Source organism: Mycobacterium sp. AZCC_0083 (assembly GCF_014202335.1).
Classification (GTDB): domain Bacteria; phylum Actinomycetota; class Actinomycetes; order Mycobacteriales; family Mycobacteriaceae; genus Mycobacterium.
Map to the genome: position 1 here is coordinate 269,220 of NZ_JACHGP010000007.1, position 18,237 is coordinate 287,456.

Sequence of the window (18,237 nt, forward strand, 5' to 3'; positions counted from 1 at the left end):
ACTTACTCAACGCACCATCCTCTACGAGCGGCCGCAGACGCGCCGGCTAGACGGATCAGCACGATCTTGCAATCCCATGCTCGGTCGGGAGTACGCGATGCTCATCGATCGACCGAAAGACCCGCCAACGATGCCCGCTCCCAGAATGTCCTTCAACCGTGCCCTTCTGCTCCCGATGGCGTCCGCCGTCGTGCTCGTCCTCGCAGGCTGTGGCGGCGGATCAGGAGGCACGTCAGCGTCGGGCGCCGCCGGACCGCCAGTCAGTGGCGGTTCCATCGTCTACGGCGCCGACCGCGAGCCCACCTGCCTGGACCCGCACAACAACGGCGACATGCCGCAGACGTATGTCGCGCGGCAATTCCTCGACTCCCTCGTCTCGGAGAAGCCCGACGGCACCGTGGTGCCCTGGCTGGCGGAATCCTGGACGACGTCCCCAGACGGACTGACCTACACCTTCAAGATCAAGCAGGGGGTGAAGTTCCACGACGGCACGCCCCTGGATGCGGCCGCCGTGAAGGCGAACTTCGACCAGATACTCGACCCGGCCACGGAGTCGTTGACCGACACCGGGTACCTGCGGCCGTACTACGCGTCCTCGCGCGCGATCGGGGCGAGCGAAGCGACGGGAGAAAACATCGGGGCGAGCGAAGCGACGGGAGAAAACACAGGCCCGTCGACGTTCGAGCTGAAACTGAAATCCCCGTACTCGGCCCTGCTACCCGTGCTGTCGCAGGCGTTCTTCGGTATCGAGTCGCCCAAGGCGATGGCCCGCGGTCTGGACGCCAACTGCCAATCACCGGTCGGGACAGGACCGTTCGTGATCAAGGAGTGGATCCACGGCCAGAGTGTCGAGTTGGATCGCAACGCCGACTACAACTCCGCGCCCGCCGACGCCAAGCATCAGGGTCCGGCCTACCTCGACCACGTCAGCTGGAAGTTCCTGGAAGACGGCTCCGTCCGCTTCGCAGCCGTGCAGGGCGAGGGTGCCGACCTCATCTTCAACCCGCCGCCGCAGCAGAACGCATCGCTCAAGGCCGACCCGAACCTCGTGCTTCAGGAGTTCACCCACACCGGGCTGCCGAACGGAATCGCACTCAACACCACCCGCTTCCCGTTCACCGACACCGCAGTGCGGCAGGCGTTCATCCACGGCGCGAACGCCGAAGCCTCGGTGAAGAGTGCCTACCTGGGCGTCTTCAACTGGGAACCCGGCCCACTGACGTCGACGACTCCGTTCCTGGACAAGGATCTTCGCGACTTCTACGCCCACGATCCCGACAAGTCCAACCAGCTGCTCGACGCCGCAGGCTGGACTCAACGCGACGCCGACGGCTACCGGACCAAGGACGGCAAGCAACTGGCTGCCACCGTCATCTACTCATCGGACCCCGGTGACACCCCGCCCGCCGACGTGACCCTCTACCAGGACATCCAGGCCGCCGAGAAGGAGATCGGCTTCAACGTCATCCTCAAGCCGATCCCGCAGGACCAGTACTACGCCGCCTTCACCGACAAGAACGCCACCGACGGCCTCGCAGGCGCGTACTGGAACAGCCCGACACCGTTGGTGCTGACCCTGCTCTACTCCACCGACTCGATGGTCCTCGCACCCGGCAACAACATGTCCTGGGTGTCGAACCCCGCCATCGACGCGCCACTGAAGAAGATCGCCGCCGCCTCGGATGTCGAGGAGCAGAAGCACCTCTACGACCAGGTGCAGCAGCTCGTCGCGCAGAACTCCTATCACCTCGGCCTGTACGCGCCGACCACCCGGCTGGTCTCCAAGAAGCACCTGCAGGACGTCTGGATCGAGCCGTCCGAGGGTGAGCCGGTCCTGCACGACGCGTGGCTCGCGAAGTGACGGCGAGGCGGGTCATTGCCCGCCTCGCGGGAGTGGTCGGCGTCCTCTGGGGTGCCGCCACCCTCACGTTCATCGTCGAACAGCTGATGCCGACCGACCCCGCCCAGACCATCCTCGGCGGCGCCGGATCGAAGCCAACCCCCGAGCAACTGGCGGCCGTCCGGGTGCAATACGGCTTCGACCGGCCGGTGCTCGTCCAGTACCTGCACTATCTCGGCGGGATCCTGCGGGGCGATCTCGGCACGTCCTACATCCGCAAGCAACCGGTCTCGGAAATCATTGCCCAGCAGCTCGGTTCGACGCTGACGCTGACCGCCACCGCGCTCGTCGCGGCATGGATCATCGCGGTGGTCGTCACGCTGCTGACCGCGCATCGCAGCCGTGCACTTGCGGCGCTCGGCTCGGGTTTCGAGACCCTGCTCGCCGCGCTCCCGCAGTACTGGTTGGGCATCGTGCTGCTGGTGGTGTTCGCGTTCACGTTGCATTGGTTGCCGGTGGTCGGCGACGGTGGGCCAGAAGGTTTGGTGCTCCCAGCGCTGACGCTCGCACTGCCATTGGCCGGCTTCCTGGGGCAGGTGACGCGCGATGAGTTCTCGTCGGCGATGGAGCAGCCGTTCGCCGTCTCGGCCAGAGCGCGCGGAATGAGCGACGTCGGCGTGCGCTGGCGCCACGCCCTTCGGCACGCCGTCCTGCCCGGCCTGACGCTGTCCGGGTGGGCACTGGGCTCGCTGTTCTCGACGGCGGTGATCGTGGAGGCCGTGTTCGTGCGGCCCGGCCTCGGCCGGGTGCTCGTCGACGCGGTCACCTCGCAGGACATGCCGGTCGTGGTGGGGGTCACACTGTTCGTCGCGACGATCTACGTCGTGGCCAACCTGCTGGTGAATCTCGCCTTCGGCCGAATCGACCCCCGACTGCGGAGCGCAGCACATTGACCGTCAACGTCGCCGACGGCCTGGTCACTCGTGCCGTCCACTCCGCGCCGAAGGTCAAGAGCGGACGCACCTTTCGGCCCGCAATGTGGCTCTCCACTCTCTTCCTCCTACTGGTGTTGGCGTGGGCCGTGGCGCCCGACGCGTTCACCAGCGAGTCGCCCTTCGACACCGACATCGAGGCGGCCATCCAGGCGCCATCGCTGCAGCACTGGTTCGGGACGGATGCATCCGGTCGCGACATCTACACGCGTGTGGTCTTCGGGGCCCGCAGCTCGCTGCTGATCGGCGTCGGCGCGACGGCGCTGGCGCTGGTCGCGGCGATCCTGTTCGGTTTCGCGGCGGGCCTAGGCGGGCGTCTCACCGACGGCGCGGTCAGCCGGTTCCTCGAAGTGGTCCTCTCGCTACCCGGTCTGCTGCTGGCCTTGATCTTCATCGCGATGCTCGGGCCCGGCGTGGCGACCGAGATCCTTGCGGTGGCCATCGGGTCAGCCGCCGGTTACGCCTGGATGGTGCGGGGGCAGGTGATCGCGGTGCGCAACTCCGGCTACGTCCATGCGGCAACGGCGTTGGGCCACAAACGGTCCCGCATCATCGTCCGGCACGTCTTCCCGAACGCGATGCGACCGCTGGTGGTGCTCGCGACGATGGGCGTCGGCCAGTCGATCGTGTGGGCGTCATCGCTCAGCTTCCTCGGTCTCGGTGTCGCGCCGCCCGCGCCGGAATGGGGCGCCATGCTCGACGCCGGACGCGATTTCGTGTCGACGGCGTGGTGGCTGGAACTGTTCCCCGGCCTGGCGATCGTCGGCTGCACACTGGCCGTCACCGTCCTCGGCCGCCATCTGCAGCAGCGGATCGAAGGACGGCTGACATGACGGCACCAATCCTGCGGGTCGAAGACCTCACCGTCGCATTCGGCGCGGGCCGCGAACCGGTGGTGGGCGGGGTGTCCTTCGAGGTGGCACCTGGGGAATGCTTCGCCATCGTCGGCGAGTCGGGCTCCGGCAAGAGTGTCACCGCCCGCACCCTGCTCGGCCTGGCAGGCGCCGGAGCATACGTCGATGCGACCACCCTTGAGCTGCACGGCAAATCGGTGCTTGCCAACCGCGATCGACACTGGCGGAAGGTACGCGGCCGCGAGGTCGGCTTCGTCCTCCAGGACGCGCTGGTGTCCCTCGATCCGTTGCGCACCGTCGGCCGCGAGATCGGCGAAACCCTGCGGCTGCACCGGTACGGCAGCCGGGCCCGGCGGCGCGAACGAGTGCTCGAACTGCTCACCGCCGTCGGCGTTCCCGACCCGGAACTGCGCGCACGCCAACTCCCCCACGAACTCTCCGGCGGCCAACGCCAGCGCGCACTGATCGCATCCGCGATCGCACTGGACCCACCGCTGCTGATCGCCGACGAGCCCACCACGGCCCTCGACGTCACCATCCAGGCGCAGATCCTCGACCTGCTTGCCGCGATGAAGGACCGTGGCACCGGCCTGATCCTGATCAGCCATGACCTTTCCGTCGTGAGCAGACTCGCCGACCGGGTCGCCGTGATGCGCCACGGCCTACTGGTGGAGCAGGGCCCGGTCGCCGACGTGCTGACCGCGCCGAGCCATCCCTACACGCGGGCCCTGTTGGATGCGATTCCCGCGGCGCACCGCAAGGGCACCCGGCTCTCCGCCGCGACGTCAACGCCGACGGACCCGGTTCCGGTCAGACCGGCGTCGGACGGCGTGCTGTTGGAGGCCGAGAACTTGGTGAAACGCTTCCGCGGACCCGACGGTGTCGAACGCACCGCGGTCGCGGACGTCTCGTTCCACATCGGTGTCGGCGAAACCCTTGGCATCGTCGGCGAGTCCGGCTCGGGTAAGACCACTACCGCCCAACTGGCGCTGGCCCTGTTGGCACCCGACCAAGGCACCGTGCGGCTGGATGGTGCCCCCTGGTCGGAAACGACCGAAGCTGCACGGCGTCCGCGCCGCAGACAGATCTCGGTGATCTACCAGGACCCGCTGGGCTCGTTCGACCCCCGCTGGACGGTGCGCCGGATCGTCGAGGACGCCGTGCCCGCCGAGCTGTACCCCGACAGCGCGGCCAGACGGCAGCGAGCCGTTCGGTTGCTCGTCGACGTCGGGCTCACCGAGGAACATCTCGACCGGCGGCCGCTGCTGCTCTCCGGTGGACAGCGCCAGCGCGTGGCGATCGCGAGGGCGCTCGCGCCGGAGCCGTCCCTGATCGTGTGCGACGAACCGGTGTCCGCGCTCGACGTGACCATCCAGGCGCAAGTGCTCGACCTGCTCGCCGATCTGCAGGAGCGGCTCGGTCTGTCCTACCTATTCATCTCACACGACCTCGGCGTCATCCATCACGTCGCCGACCGGGTGCTGGTGATGCGCGAAGGCAGGATCGTCGAATCCGGCACCGCCGCCGAGATATTCGAGAACCCACGAGATCCCTACACCCGCCAGTTGCTCGCGAGCCTGCCGCTCGCCGAGCCCGAATCCGTCTCCGGAGGCTCCGCGTGACCCGCCAGATCGTCCTCAATGCCTTTGACATGAACTGCGTCACGCACATCGTGGCAGGAACCTGGCGGCACCCGGAGTCGCAAGCCGCGCGCTACAAGGATCTCGAGTACTGGATCGACCTGGCCAAGCTGCTCGAGCGCGGGCTGTTCGACGGTCTGTTCATCGCCGACGTGCTCGGGATCTACGACGTCTACGGCGGCGGGCCGGAGGCGGCCCTGCGGTCGGGTGCGCAAGTGCCGGTGAACGATCCGCTGCTGGTCGTGCCCGCGATGGCAGCCGTCACCAAACACCTCGGGTTCGGGATCACGGCGTCGACGTCCTTCGAGCACCCGTACTCCTTCGCGCGGCGGATGTCGACGCTCGACCACCTGACGAAGGGCCGCGTCGGCTGGAACGTCGTCACCGGCTACCTCGAGAGCGCGGCCCGCAACCACGGCCTGAACACGATCACGCCGCACGCCGACCGCTACGACATCGCCGACGAGTACACCGAGGTGCTGTACAAGCTGTGGGAGGGGTCTTGGGAGGACGACGCCGTCGGCACCGATCCCGGCCGCGCGCACTACGCCGACCCCGCCAAGGTGCACCCGATCGAACACGACGGGCAGCACTTCCGCGTCCCAGGCATCCACCTGTGCGAGCCGTCCCTGCAGCGCACACCGGTGCTCTATCAAGCCGGTGCGTCCAACCGCGGCAAGCAGTTTGGTGCGGAGAACGCCGAGGTCATCTTCATCGGCGCACCGACCAAGGAGATCTTGCGCGATGCCGTGGCCGACATCCGCGGCCGCGCGGCGGCGGCGGGGCGGGACCCTTACGACGTCAAGATCGTCAACGGCCACGTCGTGGTCACCGGCGCCACCGAGGCCGCGGCGAAGGCGCGGTACGACGACCTCCGCCGCTACACCGACCCGGAGGGTGCTCTCGCGTTGTGGTCGGGATGGCTTGGCACCGACCTGTCGCGCTTCAGTCTCGACGACCCGGTCGCCGTCACCGACAACGAGTACCTGAAGTCGTCGGTGGCGATGTTCGGCCAGGGCCAGTGGACGCTGCGCGACTTCGTCGACGCGCACGCGATCGACGCGGAGGGCGGTTTCACCGTCGGCTCGCCGACCCAGGTGGCCGACGACCTGCAGTCGTGGGTCGAGGAGACCGATGTCGACGGCTTCAACCTCACCAACGCGATAACCCCCGGCTCGTTCGTCGACTTCATCGACCACGTCATACCCGAATTGCAACGGCGCGGGGCATACAAGACGTCCTACGACGAAGGCACCCTGCGCCACAAGCTGTTTGGCCAGGGTCCACGCCTGCCAGAAACCCACCGCGCGGCGCGCTACCGCCGTGTCACAGAGGAGGTAACCCGATGACAGTGACCGAGTCGCACACCGAGCCGTTGACCTACGGCTCGGATCGGCTGAACCAGCTCATCGCCGCCATCGGCGAGGGTGCGCTCGAACGCGAGCGCACCGGCGAGCGGCCCTTCGCCGCAATCGATCTCGCCCGTCAGGCGGGCCTCGGCGCCCTGCGGGTTCCGCTCGCGGACGGTGGCGGAGGCGCGAGCCTGCGTGAGCTGTTCGCCGTCGTGATCGCACTGGCCACCGTCGACGTCAACGTGGCACACATCCTGCGCGGCCACTTCTCCCACGTGGAGGAGCGCCTACGCCTCGACGACGCCGAGCGCAGGCGCGTGATCGGCCTTGCATTGCGCGGCGCGATCGTGGGCAACGCATCGACCGAACTCGGTTCGACACCTGCCGGGGCGTTCACCTGGAAGACCCGACTCGAGCGTGACGGTGACGGCTTCCGGCTGAACGGCACGAAGTACTTCACCACCGGCACGTTGTACGCCGACTACGCCGAGGTGCTCGCGAGCGACCCGGACGGCGCGACGGTGATCGCCCTCGTCCCCACCGATCGGGACGGTGTCACCGTGCTCGACGACTGGGACGGCATGGGCCAGCGTGCCACTGGTACCGGCACCGCGATCTTCGAAGACGTGACGGTATCGCCTGACGAGACACTGCAATTCGCGCCCCCCGAGACCGGAACCGAGCCCTCGCTGTATCTGTCGGGGGCCTTCTTCCAGCTGTACGTCACCGCGCTCGAGGCCGGCGTCCTGCACGCGCTGCGGGCCGACGCGGTGGCACACGTTCACCAGCGGGCGCGCAGCTTCACGTGGGCGCCGAACCCGTCACCTCCGGACGATCCGCTGCTCCAGCGGGAGATCGGCGAGATCGCCAGTGCCGCATACGCGGCCGAGGCGACGGTGCTGGCCGCGGCCGACGCGCTCGCGCTTGCCTACGAGGCGGATGTGGACGGCACCGACCCGAGCCTCGATCTCGCCCACGAGGCGTCGCTGCAGGCGGCAACGGCCAAGGTCGTCGTCGATGCGCTCGCGCAGAAGGCGGCGTCACAGATCTTCGACGTCGGCGGCGCGTCCGTGGTGCGCCAGGCGCACCTGCTCGACAGGCACTGGCGCAACATCCGTACGCTGGCCTCGCACAACCCCACCTCGTACAAGGCGCAGGCAATCGGTGCCTACCACGTCCGAGGCACCCGGCTTCCCGGCAGCGGATACTTCTGAGTCATGACCACACCGCAACCTCATCGCACCGGCACCACCTCCGCGCTGGCACCGCTGGCGTCACGGCTCGAACAGGTCGTCGATCAGCTCGGCGTGAAGTCCGTGCTGGTGATGCGCTCCGAGCCCGATTCGATGGTCGTCGCGGCCACCGCAGGTGAGGCGACCAAGCACTACACCGTTGGCGCCGGAGGAAAGAAGGCCGGTGACGACGATTCGCGGGTTCCGCTCTACTGCGAGAACGTCGTCAACGCGGATTCCGACCTGTTCGTCCGCGACTCCCGCGATGACGCGACGTTCTCGGGCAACGAGGACGAGACCGAGTTCGGACTGCACAACTATCTGGGCCTCGCAGTGCACGACGCAGAGGGCACGGTCGTCGGAACGGTGTGCGTGCTCGACGATTCCGCACGCGACTACACCGACGAACAGCGCGCCGAACTCGCTCGCCTGCGCGGCGAGGTGGAACAGATCGTTCGGCAGGACGGCACGGCCCTTGGCTGAGTCAGACCCTGGCGGGCAGCGTCAGCGGCTCGGAGATCCGGTCGGCCAGCGAGTTGTCGGTGAACGCTCCGCGGTACTTCGCCGCAGGGTGCGTCGAGGGCAGTCGGTCGGCGCCCCCACCGGACAGCTTGTGCCGCAACGTGCCTGACTTGTCGTCCCCCAGGAGGCCGCGCCTGCGTAGTTCCGGGAACAGTAGTTCGGCGATGTCAATGAACGTGTCGGGCCGCACGGCGTGGAACACGTTGACGCCGTCGATGCCGGCATCGCGCCACTCCTCGAGCTTGTCGGCCACTTCCTCCGGTGACCCCACGATGCGGCTGCTGCGCTCGAAGGCCCGGCCAAGGTCGGCGATCGTCGGCTCGGACGTGCCCGCGGCCTCCCCCGCCCACCGGACCCAACCCTGCACACCGCGGAACTCACCGAGGTCGGACAGGGGTGTGTCCAACGGCAGCGCTCCCGCGTCGATGCCGGCATCGCCGAGGATGTGGCACAGGACGCCTTCGAGGGAGACCAGCTCCTCCATCCTGGCTTCCTTGTCCCTGGCCTCCTCCGAGGTGCGGCCGACGATCAACGACAGTCCCTGGAAGAACTTCACGTCGTATGGATCCCGCCCGTAACCGGCTGCGAGTTCCCGTGTTTCGTCGATCAGGCCGCGAGCAGACTCTGGGTCGGGGCTCGAGATGAAGACGCCCTCGGCATTGCGGGCAGCGAACCGCTGCCCCACCGGCGACGCGCCCGCCTGGAACAGCACGGGCGTGCGTTGCGGCGACGGCGTGACGAAGTGCGGTCCCTCCACCGAATAGTGCGGCCCGACGTGATTGATCTTGTGAATCTTCGACGGATCCGCGTGCACGCCGGCCTGCTTGTCTGCGCGCAGGGCATCCTCGTCCCAGGAGCCCTCCCACAACTTGTAGGCGACGTCGACGTACTCTTCGGCGATCTCGTAGCGCAGATCGTGTTCGACCAGCTTGTCGTGGCCGAAGTTTCGGTAGGTGTTGTCGGAGAAACTGGTGACGATGTTCCAGCCGACTCGTCCTTCGGTGTAGTGGTCGAGTGTGGAGATGCGACGGGCGAAGTCGAACGGCAGGGCCTGGGCGATTGAGCTGGTGTACACCAGTCCGAGATTCCGTGTGGCGGTGGCCAATGCGGAGATCAGCACCGACGGGTCGTTGGTCGGGATCTGCATGCCCTGCTCGGCGACCAGCTGGTATGACCCGTTCCACGGTGAGCGCAGCCCGGTGACGTCGGCGAAGAACATCAGGTCGTAGCCTGCGCCGTCGAGGTAACGGGCGAGCTCCACCCAATGGCTCAGCGAGTTGATCTCGTGGTTGGCCGCCTCCGGGTCCCGCCACAGACCGTGAATCACGTGCGACGGCGTGTTCATCACGAACGCGGAGAAGTAGAGCGGCCGGTCGTCGGCGGGCTTGGGCATGGGCTTCCTTGTCAGGGATGGTCCGCTGGAGGCAACGGCGTCATGGCGTGAACAGCACGGCCCCCGCCACGACGATCAGCACGCCGAGCACGGCGACGATCCACGGCCAGATCTGGCCGACGGGTCGCCACGAAGACTCGATCATGTGTGTGATGCCTCGAAACTCGTCCATCGGTGGACCCCCTAGGCGCAACGCTAAAGCGTCACGGCGGCGCCCACGATTCGCGAATGCTTGCGATCGGCCCGCCGCGCCGATGCGGCGTGCCGGACTGATCGGCGTAACGCCTAGTGACGACGGCGATCTCGTCGTACCGACAGCGTGCAGTGCAGGCTCTCGGTGATTCGGATCATCGTGGTTGCAACCACCCGCAGTTACCTGCTGCAGGCAATCAGGTTGTCAGGTCGACGTTTTCAGCTAGCCGGAAAGGCTGGCTGCCCTGCGCCCGGACAGCCGGCGCTCTGCGTAGGCGAGGCCCGCCTCGGGGTCGTCAACGACGTAGCCGACGATGTCGGCCAAGGTGTTGATACGACCGGCGCCGCCCCAGGTGCCGTCGGGAATCTCGTTGGTGAACACCCACACCCGGTTCGGATCATGGGGATGGGCAGCCCCTTCGGCGCGTAGCACCGCATCAGTCACCTCGCGCACGATGGCGGCGCGGCGTTCATCGTCGAACTGGCCCTCCGGCACCGACGCGACGATCCGGTAGCGGGGTTCAGCCGCCGGCTCACCGGCGACGTAGACGGCAGCGGGGCGGTGCAGGAACACCCACGCGATGGCCCTGGCCCGCGGATCGGCCGGATCGGCGCCCTCGTGGTGCAGCAGCAGGTCGGTCAGTTCGGACATCAGTGCCTGTTCGGCACCGTGGCTGAGGGCGCCTTCGGGAATGTAGGCATCGAGCATGGGCATGGGTCATACCTCCGTGGTTCTGGTTGGGTTTATTTTGTAAACCTAGATGTCATGGGTTTAGAAAGTCAACCCAGCTATGATCTACAGACATGCAGACAGATCGGTTCCGCTACAGCTCGGCCAATTGCTCGATCGCGCGGACGCTGAGCGTGGTCGGCGAGAAGTGGACCTTGCTCGTCCTTCGCGAGGCCTTCTACGGCCTGCGGCGCTTCGACGACTTCCACGCGGCGCTGGGGTGTGCACGTAATCTGCTCGCCGCGCGATTGAAAACACTTGTGGCACACGGACTGCTCGAACGCGTGGAGTACCAGGACGACCGTGGTCGCGGCCGGTACGAGTACCGCTTGACCGCCAAGGGTCGTGAGCTGTTCCCCGTCGTGGCGGCACTGATGCAATGGGGTGACCGTTGGACCGCAGACGATGCCGGGCCCGCGGTACGACTCCTGCACCGGGACTGCGGCGAACCGGTGTCCGTGCAGCTCACGTGCGACGGCGGCCACGTCGGATTGGGCGCCCGCGACGTCGAACCCATTCCGGGTCCCGGAGTGCTCGAGGTCGCCTGACCGCGGCCTACTTCTTGGCCGCGTTCTTGATCATTTCCTGGGCCATCTCGGCCGCCTGATCCTTGATGCCGAACGCGCATGCCCATGTCTCGACCGTCACGTTGGACACCTGCGACAACGCGTGCTGGCACTCCCAGCCGCCGGAGTCCTCCTGCGTGGTCACTTGGGTCAGCAGGTCGTCCTTGGCGCCGACGTCGTCGACCTCCCAGATGTAACTCGACTCGGAGTCGTCGACGGCTACCGAGAAGCCACCGCACTGCTCCCAATCGGACTTGGAGGTCTCGAAGAACTTCTTGGCGTCGTCCGCCGCGGGATAGAGCACCGCGGTCTGCTGCACCCAGTGGTCCTTGTCGTCCCCCGGTTCGCGGGAGACCTGGTCTCGGACGGCCGTCCAGGCGCTGCCGTCGTAGACCTTCTCTTCGGCACCGAAGATCACGCCGAGGCAGTCGGGGTCGGAGACGGCGTGGGAGTTGTCCGACATCTGCTCGGTCTCGTCGACGACCTCGATGTCCTTGGAGCCGAGGATCGAGTTGATCTCGCCGATGCTGAGCATCACGTCGTCGAGTTGCGATTCCTTCAACGGCGCGACGTTCAGCGGGGCAGCATCCTTGTCGCGCACTGCGTTGCCAGAAACGGTGGTGGTGCACCCCGACAACAACACCGTCATCGCGACGGCGACACACGCCGCAGAGGCGCGGGCCACCGCAGCGACGGGGCGATGTCTCATCGCAACATTGTGACCGACGGAGGGACGCAATGCGCCCTTTCGGTAACCGAGCGCGCCGTGGCGCATCCGCTACTTCTTCGGCTTGTCGCTTGCGGCGTCGGCGGACAGCGCCGCGACGAAGGCCTCCTGCGGAACTTCCACCCGCCCAATGGTCTTCATCCGCTTCTTGCCTTCCTTCTGCTTCTCAAGAAGCTTGCGCTTGCGGGTGATGTCACCGCCGTAGCACTTGCTAAGCACGTCCTTGCGGATGGCCCGGATGTTCTCGCGCGCAATGATTCTCGAGCCGACGGCGGCCTGGATCGGCACCTCGAACTGCTGGCGCGGGATGAGCTCCTTGAGCTTGGTGGTCATCTTGTTGCCGTACGCGGAGGCCCCGTCCTTGTGGACGATGGCGCTGAACGCGTCCACCGGCTCGCCCTGCAAGAGGATGTCGACCTTCACCAGGTCCGACTCCTGTTCGCCTGCCGCCTCGTAGTCAAGGCTGGCGTATCCGCGGGTGCGCGACTTCAGTGAATCGAAGAAGTCGAAGATGATCTCGCCCAACGGCATGGTGTACCGCAGTTCGACGCGTTCGGGTGAGAGGTAGTCCATGCCGCCCAGCTCGCCGCGGCGGGACTGACACAGCTCCATGATCGTGCCGATGAATTCGCTGGGGGCGATCACCGTCGTCTTCACCACGGGTTCGAACACGGCGCGGACCTTGCCCTCCTGCCAATCCGAGGGGTTCGTCACGATGATCTCCGTACCGTCGTCCTTCACCACCCGGTACACGACGTTCGGCGACGTCGAGATGAGGTCGAGGTCGAACTCGCGCTCGAGGCGCTCGCGGGTGATCTCCATGTGCAGCAGACCCAGGAAGCCGCAGCGGAAGCCGAAGCCCAGCGCCACCGACGTCTCCGGCTCCCACACCAGCGCCGCATCGTTGAGCTGCAACCGTTCGAGCGCGTCGCGCAGGTTCGGGTAGTCGGAGCCGTCGACCGGGTAGAGACCCGAGTAGACCATCGGCTTCGGTTCGCGGTATCCGGTCAGCGCCTGGGTGGCCCCGTTGCGCGCGGACGTCACCGTGTCACCGACCTTGGATTGCCGGACGTCCTTGACGCCGGTGATCAGATAGCCCACCTCGCCGACGCCGAGGCCCTCGGTGGCCTTCGGCTCGGGTGAGACGATGCCGACCTCCAGCAGCTCGTGCATGGTGCCGGTGGACATCATCTTGATCTTCTCGCGCGGGCTGAGCTTGCCGTCGATCACTCGGACGTAGGTCACCACGCCGCGGTAGATGTCGTAGACCGAGTCGAAGATCATCGCCCGCGCGGGCGCGTCGGCGTCCCCAACCGGGGCGGGGATCAGGCGGACCACCTCGTCGAGCAGTTCGCGTACGCCGACGCCGGTCTTGCCGGACACCCGCAGCACCTCGTCGGGCTCGCACCCGATGATGTGGGCGATCTCGCCGGCGTAGCGGTCCGGGTCGGCGGCGGGTAGGTCGATCTTGTTGAGCACCGGGATGATCGTCAGGCCGCGATCGAGCGCCAGATACAGATTCGCCAGCGTCTGGGCCTCGATGCCCTGCGCGGCGTCGACGAGCAGCACGGCGCCCTCGCAGGCCTCGAGTGCGCGGGACACCTCGTAGGTGAAGTCGACGTGGCCCGGCGTGTCGATCAGATGCAAGACGAACTCTTCGTCGTTGACCACCCACGGCAGCCGGACGTTCTGCGCCTTGATGGTGATGCCGCGCTCGCGCTCGATGTCCATCCGGTCCAGGTACTGCGCGCGCATGTCGCGGTCCGCGACCACGCCTGTGATCCCGAGCATGCGGTCGGCGAGGGTGGACTTGCCGTGGTCGATGTGGGCGATGATGCAGAAGTTCCGGATCTGCGCCGGCGCAGTGAACGTCTTGTCGGCGAAACTGCTGATGGGAATCTCCTGGTCGGACGGGGCTCACGCAAGGGCGGGGCAGTACCAGGGTATCGAGCAACCATCGCGACGACACAATCGTGGCTCCCACCTATGCTCGAAATCATGGCGTCGCAGTGGAAGACGTTCCAGCGTCTCGCGGAACACCTGGTGTTCAACGAGGCACCGAAGCTGATCAGACAGCTGCCAAAGGCCGACAGCCTGCAGCGCGGCATCCAGCAGGGCCTCAAGATGGGGCTGGACGCCGGCCTGGCCGCCCTCGCGGGGGCGTCGAGCGAAGTCGAGCCTGCGATCACCTCCGGGCGGCCGGTGACGGAGGGCAGTGTTCCCACCGCCCACCGCGCCCGCAGGGTGATCTACTCGCCCGATCTCGACGGCCGGGCCGACCCCGGCGAAATCGTGTGGACCTGGGTGGTCTACGAGGACGATCCGACCCGCGGCAAGGACCGTCCGGTGCTGGTGGTTGGCCGTGACAGTGCCACGCTGCTCGGTCTCATGCTGTCCAGCCAGGACCGCCACCACACCGACCACGACTGGGTCGGGATCGGCCGCGGCGACTGGGACTACGAGGGCAGGGCCAGCTGGGTCCGGCTCGATCGGGTGCTCGACGTTCCCGAGGAGGGCATCCGGCGCGAGGGTGCGGTCCTCGACCGCACCACCTTCGAGGTGGTCGCCGCGAGGCTGCGGGCCGAGTACTCCTGGAGCTGACGCCCCCTCCGCGAGCAGACGCAGAACGCCCTCATCCGGCCAGATTAAGGGCCTTTTACGTCTGTTCGCGGGGTGTACTGCTCGGCTACGTCGGCCAACTCATCGAACTCGACGCCCGCGTCGAACGGTGAAGACCGCCCAGTAAGTTCGTCGCATCTGTGAGAGTGGCCTATTGGGTTCGCGACCACAGAAGGGAACTCAAGTCCATGCGTACTGCAGTCGGCGCCCTAATGCTGGGTGTGCTGATCGCCGCCGCTGGCTGCGCGACCTCGACGGCCGCGCCTCCGCCGACGTCCCCGTCGACACCGGCTTCCGTCACCCCGGACCAGCTCGCGCTGGCAACCTTGAACGCCATCGTGCAGGGCGACCCAACTGCGGCCACCGTCAGTTTCGACCAGACCATGCGCCGATTACTGTCGCCCGACGCCCTCCAGCAGGCCTGGACGGCCTACCAAGAACAGTTGGGCCCGTACCAATCGCAGGGCGATCCCCAGGACGTCACGCGCGGGAAGATCACAGTCGTCAACGTGCCCTTGCAGATGCAAAACGCGCCCGGCCAGTTCCGGCTGTCCGTTCGTTCTGACGGCCAGATCGCGGGTCTGTACTTTCTCAAGGAAGGTGTCCCGGTCCCCTGATTCAAGTGGCGCGATCTACCGCGGCTGCCGCCACATCGGGACCAGGCTGGGGCCGGGGTTGCCGTCGCGGCTGGGCAGCTTGATCTCACCGGTGACCTCGAAGCCGAACCGCTCGTAGTACGGCACGTTGTCGGGATTGCTGGATTCCAGGTAGGCGGGCGCGTGCTCGGCGTCGCAGCGGTCCAGCCGCGACCGCATCAACGCCTGACCGAACCCCTTGCCACGCACCGCAGGGTCGCTGCCGATCACCGCGAGATACCAGTGCGGCTCCTCCGGGTGGGCCTCCTTCATCAGCTCGCTGACCTCGAGGCCCCTGCGCAGGGATGCCCCGAAGGCCAGCAGCAGCCCCGGCATGGCCCGCAATTCGTCGACACGCGAGGTCTGCCACTTGCCGGGTGGATCCCACAGCGCGGCTCCGCCGATGCCGTCACCGTCCGGCGCGACCTCGACCCCACCGCGGGACAGGTGGTGATACCGGGTCAGCGAAGCGAACAACCGGTGCAGCTTGCGTCGGCGCAGGTCGGCGTCCGGCAGCAGCCAACGCATCACCGGGTCGTCGAAGAATGCCCGGCCCAATGCCACGGACAGGGCACCGATGTCTGCGCGGGTGGCGGGTCGAGCCGCGACGCTGTTCACGCAACCACCCTATTCACCCCTGGGTGATGTACGCCTCCAGCTGCTCCTGCTGGGTCTGCAGTTCCTCCATGCGCGTCTTCACGACGTCGCCGATGCTGACGATTCCGGTCAACTCCCCGCCGTCGATGACCGGCACGTGGCGCACCCGGTTCGTGGTCATCAGGGCACTGAGGCTGTCCACCGAGTCGGCGGGTGTGCAGGTGATCACCTTGGCCGTCATGATCTCCGAGACAGGCCGGTCGAGCAGTCCGACGCCGAGTTCGTGCAGTTTGCGCACCACGTCGCGCTCCGAGACGATGCCGACGAGCCCGCCCGGTCCGACCACCACCATCGCCCCGATGTTGCGCGTGACGAGTCCGTCGAGCAGCTCGCCGACCGTCACGTCCGGGCCTACGGTGGAAACCGTCCCACCCTTGTTCCTCAACACGTCTGAGATCCGCACCGGGCGCCTCCTTTGTGACATGGCTCACATCGAGTCACCACCCAAAATACGCCCCGCTGACAGCGAAGGAACAGATTCTCGGCCGAGCCGGTTGACGAGGCTGTTGACCCAAACGGCAGAAAAGAGCGATTGATGACCGAAACAGTCACACTCGGCGATGAATTGACGGTCAGCGCAATCGGTTTCGGCGCAATGGCGTTGACGCCGGTGTACGGCGAGGTGGACGACGACGATTCCCTGGCCACGCTGCACCGGAGCGTCGACCTGGGGGTCACGTTCATCGACACCGCCAACGTGTACGGCGGGGGCGCCAACGAGCGGCTGATCGCCCGGCTTCTCGCCGACCGTCGCGACGAGGTGACGCTGGCGACCAAGTTCGGCATCGTCGGCAACCCGGCTGACCGGGCGGCGGGCCAGTTGGCCGCCCGCGGCGACGCCGCCTACGTCCGCGAGTCCATCGACGAGAGCCTGGCCAGGCTGAACACCGACGTCGTCGACCTGTACTACATGCACCGCCGAGACGTCACCGTGCCGATCGAGGAGACCGTCGGAGCGATGGCCGAACTGGTCGCCTCGGGCAAGGTGCGCCACCTGGGACTGTCCGAGGTCACGGCCGACGAACTGCGCGCCGCCGTGGCGGTCCACCCCATCGCCGCCGTGCAGAGCGAATGGTCGATCTGGAGCCGCGACGTCGAACCCAACGTGGTGCCCACCGCGGCCGAACTCGGCGTCGGCTTCGTCCCGTACTCGCCGCTTGGCCGCGGGTTCCTGACCGGCACCGTCCAGTCTGCGTCCGACCTGGCCGCCGGATCGGACTTCCGGCGCACGATGCCGAGATTCGCCGATGGCGCGTTGGAGGCCAACCTGGCGGTGGTCGACGTGATCCGCGCCGTCGCCGACGAGCGTGAAGCCACGCCCGCCCAGGTCGCCCTGGCCTGGCTGCGCTACCGCGCCGACGAACTGGGGGTGGCCGCCGTGCCGATTCCTGGCACCCGCCGCGCGGCCCGCGTCGAGGAGAACTTCAACTCGCTGGACGTGGCACTCACCGACGGGCAGCTTGCGGCGCTCGACGCGGCGGGTGCCGCGGTGTCGGGACATCGGTTCGGCGACTTGTCGTGGGTGTCGGCCGGCCGCGAATAGCGGTCAGTCCGGCGGCGGTTGGGCGATCTGCAATGCGACGGCGGCGTCGTCGAATTGCGCGGCCTGCGCACGGATGCGTTCGATCTCGCTGGGCCGCTTGAGCAGTCCGCGCACGGCGATGATCGCGACGTGTTCGCCGACGCGGATCGCCTCGTCGACCCGGTCCCCCTGATCGGTGTGCAGGCGGGTCCGCTTCTGTGCACCTTCGTCGAAGTTGAGCAGCAACGCGGCGGTGTCCTGTTTGTCGCAGTCGATGAACTTGCCTTCGTTGATCGCCGCTCCGATGAGGTCGGCGACCCAGTCCTTGAGTCGCTCGTAATCCGTCCAGAACTGGTGGAATTCGTTGCGCTGCTCGTGTGCGATGCGCTGGATCTCGTTGAAGTCGATCGGTGACATCGCCAGTTGCATGGTGTCGAACCGCAACAGCCGATACAGCTTGACGGCCGGCGAGCCGGAACCGGCGCCCACCTCCGCAATGAACTTCAACGGCGCCCGGTTGACGAGCAGGGCCTCCTGCAGCAGCTGTTCCTTGTTGCGGAACCAGTAGTACAGCGACGACTGCTGTAGGCCCGACGCGCGGGCGATGTCGCTCATCGTCGTTTGCGCATAGCCCTTTTCGGAGAACAGCTTCGTCGCGGCGTTCACGATCCCCGCGCGGGGCGATGCCGTCGGCGCCGCATCGGCATCGTTGCGTGGGCGTCCGATGGCACGAACCGGCGCCCGGCGCTCGGGTGTCGACACGA

General features: G+C 67.1%; 18 protein-coding genes. 11 read left to right on the forward strand and 7 right to left on the reverse strand.

Features of this window, described 5'->3' with window-relative positions; genetic code table 11:
* The first annotated feature begins 145 nt into the window (after nucleotides 1-145).
* From HNP02_RS19105 to HNP02_RS19135, 7 genes are read left to right on the forward strand one after another with little or no spacing between them, the layout of a single operon-like run.
* Nucleotides 146-1,861 (forward strand): ABC transporter substrate-binding protein, encoded by a 1,716-nt coding sequence (locus HNP02_RS19105; protein WP_184441348.1) that lies wholly within the window; start codon nucleotides 146-148, stop codon nucleotides 1,859-1,861.
* A complete protein-coding gene (locus HNP02_RS43760; protein ID WP_309241623.1) occupies nucleotides 1,858-2,793 on the forward strand; it encodes an ABC transporter permease in 936 nt (311 codons plus the stop codon). The genes HNP02_RS19105 and HNP02_RS43760 overlap by 4 nt, the downstream gene beginning before the upstream one ends.
* Entirely contained in the window at nucleotides 2,790-3,665 is an 876-nt protein-coding gene (locus HNP02_RS19115; protein ID WP_255506672.1) for an ABC transporter permease, read from the forward strand. The genes HNP02_RS43760 and HNP02_RS19115 overlap by 4 nt, the downstream gene beginning before the upstream one ends.
* A complete protein-coding gene (locus HNP02_RS19120) occupies nucleotides 3,662-5,308 on the forward strand; it encodes an ABC transporter ATP-binding protein (protein WP_184441350.1) in 1,647 nt (548 codons plus the stop codon). The genes HNP02_RS19115 and HNP02_RS19120 overlap by 4 nt, the downstream gene beginning before the upstream one ends.
* Nucleotides 5,305-6,675, forward strand: coding sequence for an LLM class flavin-dependent oxidoreductase (locus tag HNP02_RS19125; RefSeq protein WP_184441352.1), 1,371 nt, complete (start codon nucleotides 5,305-5,307; stop codon nucleotides 6,673-6,675). The genes HNP02_RS19120 and HNP02_RS19125 overlap by 4 nt, the downstream gene beginning before the upstream one ends.
* Nucleotides 6,672-7,892 carry an acyl-CoA dehydrogenase family protein gene (locus HNP02_RS19130; RefSeq protein ID WP_221317743.1) on the forward strand — a complete coding sequence of 407 codons (1,221 nt, stop codon included), beginning with the start codon at nucleotides 6,672-6,674 and terminating at the stop codon, nucleotides 7,890-7,892. The genes HNP02_RS19125 and HNP02_RS19130 overlap by 4 nt, the downstream gene beginning before the upstream one ends.
* Nucleotides 7,893-7,895: 3 nt before the next feature.
* On the forward strand, nucleotides 7,896-8,393 hold the full coding sequence (locus HNP02_RS19135) for a GAF domain-containing protein (protein WP_184441354.1): 498 nt from the start codon (nucleotides 7,896-7,898) through the stop codon (nucleotides 8,391-8,393).
* A gap of 1 nt (nucleotide 8,394) precedes the next feature.
* Here HNP02_RS19135 and HNP02_RS19140 read toward each other — a convergent pair whose 3' ends face one another.
* Nucleotides 8,395-9,825, reverse strand: a complete 1,431-nt coding sequence (locus HNP02_RS19140) for an LLM class flavin-dependent oxidoreductase (protein ID WP_184441356.1) — start codon at nucleotides 9,823-9,825, stop codon at nucleotides 8,395-8,397.
* 415 nt (nucleotides 9,826-10,240) lie between these two features.
* A complete protein-coding gene (locus HNP02_RS19145; protein ID WP_184441358.1) occupies nucleotides 10,241-10,732 on the reverse strand; it encodes a tautomerase family protein in 492 nt (163 codons plus the stop codon).
* 89 nt (nucleotides 10,733-10,821) lie between these two features.
* On the opposite strand from HNP02_RS19145, the gene HNP02_RS19150 reads away from it, so the two are divergent.
* On the forward strand, nucleotides 10,822-11,295 hold the full coding sequence (locus HNP02_RS19150; RefSeq protein ID WP_184441360.1) for a helix-turn-helix domain-containing protein: 474 nt from the start codon (nucleotides 10,822-10,824) through the stop codon (nucleotides 11,293-11,295).
* A 7-nt stretch (nucleotides 11,296-11,302) separates the two neighbouring features.
* Here the strand turns inward: HNP02_RS19150 and HNP02_RS19155 are convergent, their stop codons facing one another.
* Both HNP02_RS19155 and lepA read right to left on the reverse strand, forming a co-directional pair.
* Nucleotides 11,303-12,022, reverse strand: a complete 720-nt coding sequence (locus tag HNP02_RS19155) for a sensor domain-containing protein (RefSeq protein ID WP_184441362.1) — start codon at nucleotides 12,020-12,022, stop codon at nucleotides 11,303-11,305.
* 69 nt (nucleotides 12,023-12,091) lie between these two features.
* The gene (gene lepA, locus HNP02_RS19160; protein WP_184441718.1) at nucleotides 12,092-13,939 is read right to left on the reverse strand and encodes a translation elongation factor 4; all 1,848 of its coding nucleotides are present in this window, start codon (nucleotides 13,937-13,939) and stop codon (nucleotides 12,092-12,094) included.
* Between the two features lie 99 nt (nucleotides 13,940-14,038).
* Here lepA and HNP02_RS19165 point away from each other — a divergent pair, with 99 nt between their 5' ends.
* Complete coding sequence (locus HNP02_RS19165; RefSeq protein WP_255506673.1) at nucleotides 14,039-14,641, forward strand: type II toxin-antitoxin system PemK/MazF family toxin; 603 nt, start codon at nucleotides 14,039-14,041, stop codon at nucleotides 14,639-14,641.
* A gap of 206 nt (nucleotides 14,642-14,847) precedes the next feature.
* The gene (locus HNP02_RS19170) at nucleotides 14,848-15,276 is read left to right on the forward strand and encodes a DUF3887 domain-containing protein (RefSeq protein WP_184441366.1); all 429 of its coding nucleotides are present in this window, start codon (nucleotides 14,848-14,850) and stop codon (nucleotides 15,274-15,276) included.
* Nucleotides 15,277-15,291: 15 nt separating this feature from the next.
* Here HNP02_RS19170 and HNP02_RS19175 read toward each other — a convergent pair whose 3' ends face one another.
* Nucleotides 15,292-15,912 (reverse strand): GNAT family N-acetyltransferase, encoded by a 621-nt coding sequence (locus tag HNP02_RS19175; RefSeq protein ID WP_309241624.1) that lies wholly within the window; start codon nucleotides 15,910-15,912, stop codon nucleotides 15,292-15,294.
* A 13-nt stretch (nucleotides 15,913-15,925) separates the two neighbouring features.
* Entirely contained in the window at nucleotides 15,926-16,354 is a 429-nt protein-coding gene (locus HNP02_RS19180; RefSeq protein ID WP_184441368.1) for a CBS domain-containing protein, read from the reverse strand.
* 132 nt (nucleotides 16,355-16,486) lie between these two features.
* On the opposite strand from HNP02_RS19180, the gene HNP02_RS19185 reads away from it, so the two are divergent.
* Nucleotides 16,487-17,494: an aldo/keto reductase gene (locus HNP02_RS19185; protein ID WP_184441370.1), complete on the forward strand. Its 1,008-nt coding sequence runs from the start codon at nucleotides 16,487-16,489 to the stop codon at nucleotides 17,492-17,494.
* A gap of 3 nt (nucleotides 17,495-17,497) precedes the next feature.
* On the opposite strand, the gene HNP02_RS19190 is transcribed toward HNP02_RS19185, so the two are convergent.
* Entirely contained in the window at nucleotides 17,498-18,235 is a 738-nt protein-coding gene (locus HNP02_RS19190) for a helix-turn-helix domain-containing protein (RefSeq protein WP_309241625.1), read from the reverse strand.
* Between the last annotated feature and the right edge of the window lie 2 nt (nucleotides 18,236-18,237).

Coding starts and splice junctions, on each gene's coding strand:
- HNP02_RS19170 (WP_184441366.1), top strand. CDS start 14,848: ATGCGTACTGCAGTCGGCGCCCTAATGCTGGGTGTGCTGATCGCCGCC.
- HNP02_RS19120 (WP_184441350.1), top strand. CDS start 3,662: ATGACGGCACCAATCCTGCGGGTCGAAGACCTCACCGTCGCATTCGGC.
- HNP02_RS19155 (WP_184441362.1), bottom strand. CDS start 12,022: ATGAGACATCGCCCCGTCGCTGCGGTGGCCCGCGCCTCTGCGGCGTGT.
- HNP02_RS19185 (WP_184441370.1), top strand. CDS start 16,487: ATGACCGAAACAGTCACACTCGGCGATGAATTGACGGTCAGCGCAATC.
- HNP02_RS19105 (WP_184441348.1), top strand. CDS start 146: ATGTCCTTCAACCGTGCCCTTCTGCTCCCGATGGCGTCCGCCGTCGTG.
- HNP02_RS19165 (WP_255506673.1), top strand. CDS start 14,039: ATGGCGTCGCAGTGGAAGACGTTCCAGCGTCTCGCGGAACACCTGGTG.
- HNP02_RS19150 (WP_184441360.1), top strand. CDS start 10,822: ATGCAGACAGATCGGTTCCGCTACAGCTCGGCCAATTGCTCGATCGCG.
- HNP02_RS19145 (WP_184441358.1), bottom strand. CDS start 10,732: ATGCCCATGCTCGATGCCTACATTCCCGAAGGCGCCCTCAGCCACGGT.
- HNP02_RS19135 (WP_184441354.1), top strand. CDS start 7,896: ATGACCACACCGCAACCTCATCGCACCGGCACCACCTCCGCGCTGGCA.
- HNP02_RS19140 (WP_184441356.1), bottom strand. CDS start 9,825: ATGCCCAAGCCCGCCGACGACCGGCCGCTCTACTTCTCCGCGTTCGTG.
- HNP02_RS19130 (WP_221317743.1), top strand. CDS start 6,672: ATGACAGTGACCGAGTCGCACACCGAGCCGTTGACCTACGGCTCGGAT.